Annotated in this window: 2 protein-coding genes; both read right to left on the reverse strand. The window is 57.4% G+C overall.

Annotation, left to right across the window (positions count from 1 at the left end):
* Nucleotides 1–1,331, reverse strand: a 1,331-nt coding sequence (locus GXX82_12665; protein ID NLT23890.1) for a PAS domain S-box protein, incomplete at its 3' end; no start/stop codon positions are given.
* Between the two features lie 159 nt (nt 1,332–1,490).
* A partial coding sequence (locus GXX82_12670) for a Ppx/GppA family phosphatase (protein NLT23891.1) occupies nt 1,491–2,083 on the reverse strand: 593 nt, incomplete at its 5' end.

Here is a 2,083-nt window from a genome sequence, read left to right on the forward strand (position 1 = left end):
AGGACCTCCTTGCCCCCGAGGCTTCCCGGGACGGCGAGGTCGAGGATGACCGCATCGAAAGGACTCTTCAGTTCCATTGCCTGCTTGTAAAGAGTCACCGCCTCTTCACCGCTTTGCACCGTGGTCACCGTGTAGCCAAGGTATTCGAGAAGTTCCTTCCCGATCTCGAGGACAAGCTCCTCGTCGTCAAGAAGAAGGACGCTCCCCTCTCGAGTACCGGCCAGCCGCCGGGACGCTGCCGCCTCCTGTGCCGCCTCCTGCTTGTACGCCGGGAGGTTCACATGGAAGACGGAGCCCCGCCCCTTCGTTGACTCGATGGAGATACTGCCGTTGTGCTTCCTGACTATGGCATAGGAGATGGCAAGGCCCAGCCCGACCCCCTTTTCCGATCCCATTCCCTTTGTCGTGTAATAGGGGTCGAACACCTTCGGAATGTCCTCGGGAGCGATGCCGGTCCCCTCATCGGCTATGGATATCCTCACATAGTCCTCCGTCATGAGGGGAAGCCTGTCTTCGGGAGAAATGCTCACGTTCCTGACGGTTATGGTGATCTTCCCACCGGCCGGCATGGATTCTCTCGCGTTCCTGAGGATGTTCTCGATGACCTGCCTGATCTGCTCCTCGTCGGCCTCGATGGGAAGAAGGTCCGAAGATACGTCAAAGACACAATCGATGGGAAAACCGCGCAGAGCCCGCTCCGCCACGAACCTCACCAGAACGCCCGGCTGGACTATGCTTCGGATGGGATTCCCTCCCCGGGAGAAAGTCAGGAGCTGCTGCGTCAGGGTCTTTCCCAGAAAAGCGATCCTTTCCGCCTCATTGAGGTAGTCCATCAACCGTCCGTTGTCAGGCGTGTGCATCCTGGCAAGCGACAGGTTGCCCACGATGGCCATCAGAAGATTGTTGAAATCATGGGCGATGCCACCCGCCAGAGTCCCCAGGGACTGGAGGTTCTTCGCCTTCAGGATGTCCTCCTCCATCCTCTTCTGCTCACTGATGTCTATGATGACGCCAACAATACCACCCACGCTTCCGTCCTCGGCCGTGAGCGTCGCCTTCTTGTTGAGGTCAAAGCGCACCGTACCGTCCGCCCTGAAACTCTTCATTTCGTAGGACCTGACTCCCGGCTCGGCGAGAAGCTCCTGGTCCATCGCCTGGTGGACTTCGGCCTCTTCCGGCCTCAAGGGCAACTGGAAGACATTCTTGCCTATGAACTGTTCATCGGTAACGCCGAAGTACTCACGAAAAGCCCTGTTGCAGATGAGATAGACCCCCCTTGTGTCCTTGTAGTAGACAGGACTTGGGATGTTGTCGATGAGCGCCTGAAACATGTGAGGCGTTTTGGAAAGGATCTCTACGAGCGCTTCCAGTGTAAACTCTCAGATTCCAAAGAATCTTTTATTGATATTGTATGACTTTTATCACAAAAGAACCGTGTCGGTCTATACAAAAAGATGAAGGGCGCCCGAAGCGGCGTCGAAAAGGACCGACTACGCGGTAAACCCGCACCTCTCGTATATCACTCCGTACCGTACGCCCGCCGCGCTGACCCTCACCCGGTCAAATCCGCCATGCTCCATGATCTCTCTCAGAATGACCGCTCCCTGCACGATTATGTCCTCCCTGCCCGGCTCCATCCCCGTGACACGTCTTCTCTCATCACTCGTCAATCGGGCAAGGGTGGATATCAGTTCCTTCACCTGTCTGAGACCGATCACAAAACCATGTACGACAGTCTTGTCGTAGGTCCCGATCCCGGCCACCATGGCGGCTATGTTCGTCACCGTGCCTCCCGTGCCCACAAGGACGCTCCCCATGGGACAACTGACCGGTGAAAGATGTTCCTGTATGTATGAGACCACGCTCTCCATTTCTTCCCTGACCGGAGGATCGTGCGAGACGAACGCATCGGTGAGCCTGACACTTCCCATCGGCAGCGAGACATACGCGGCAAGGTCCCGGTCCGTCCCGGTGATCACCTCCGTGCTCCCTCCCCCGATATCGATTATGGTCATCCCCGACGCCCGCACGACATTGTCGTCACGAACGGAGAGATAGGTGTAGCGAGCCTCGTCCCGGGCGC

It is taken from the genome of Syntrophorhabdus sp., assembly GCA_012719415.1.
Taxonomy (GTDB): domain Bacteria; phylum Desulfobacterota; class Syntrophorhabdia; order Syntrophorhabdales; family Syntrophorhabdaceae; genus Delta-02.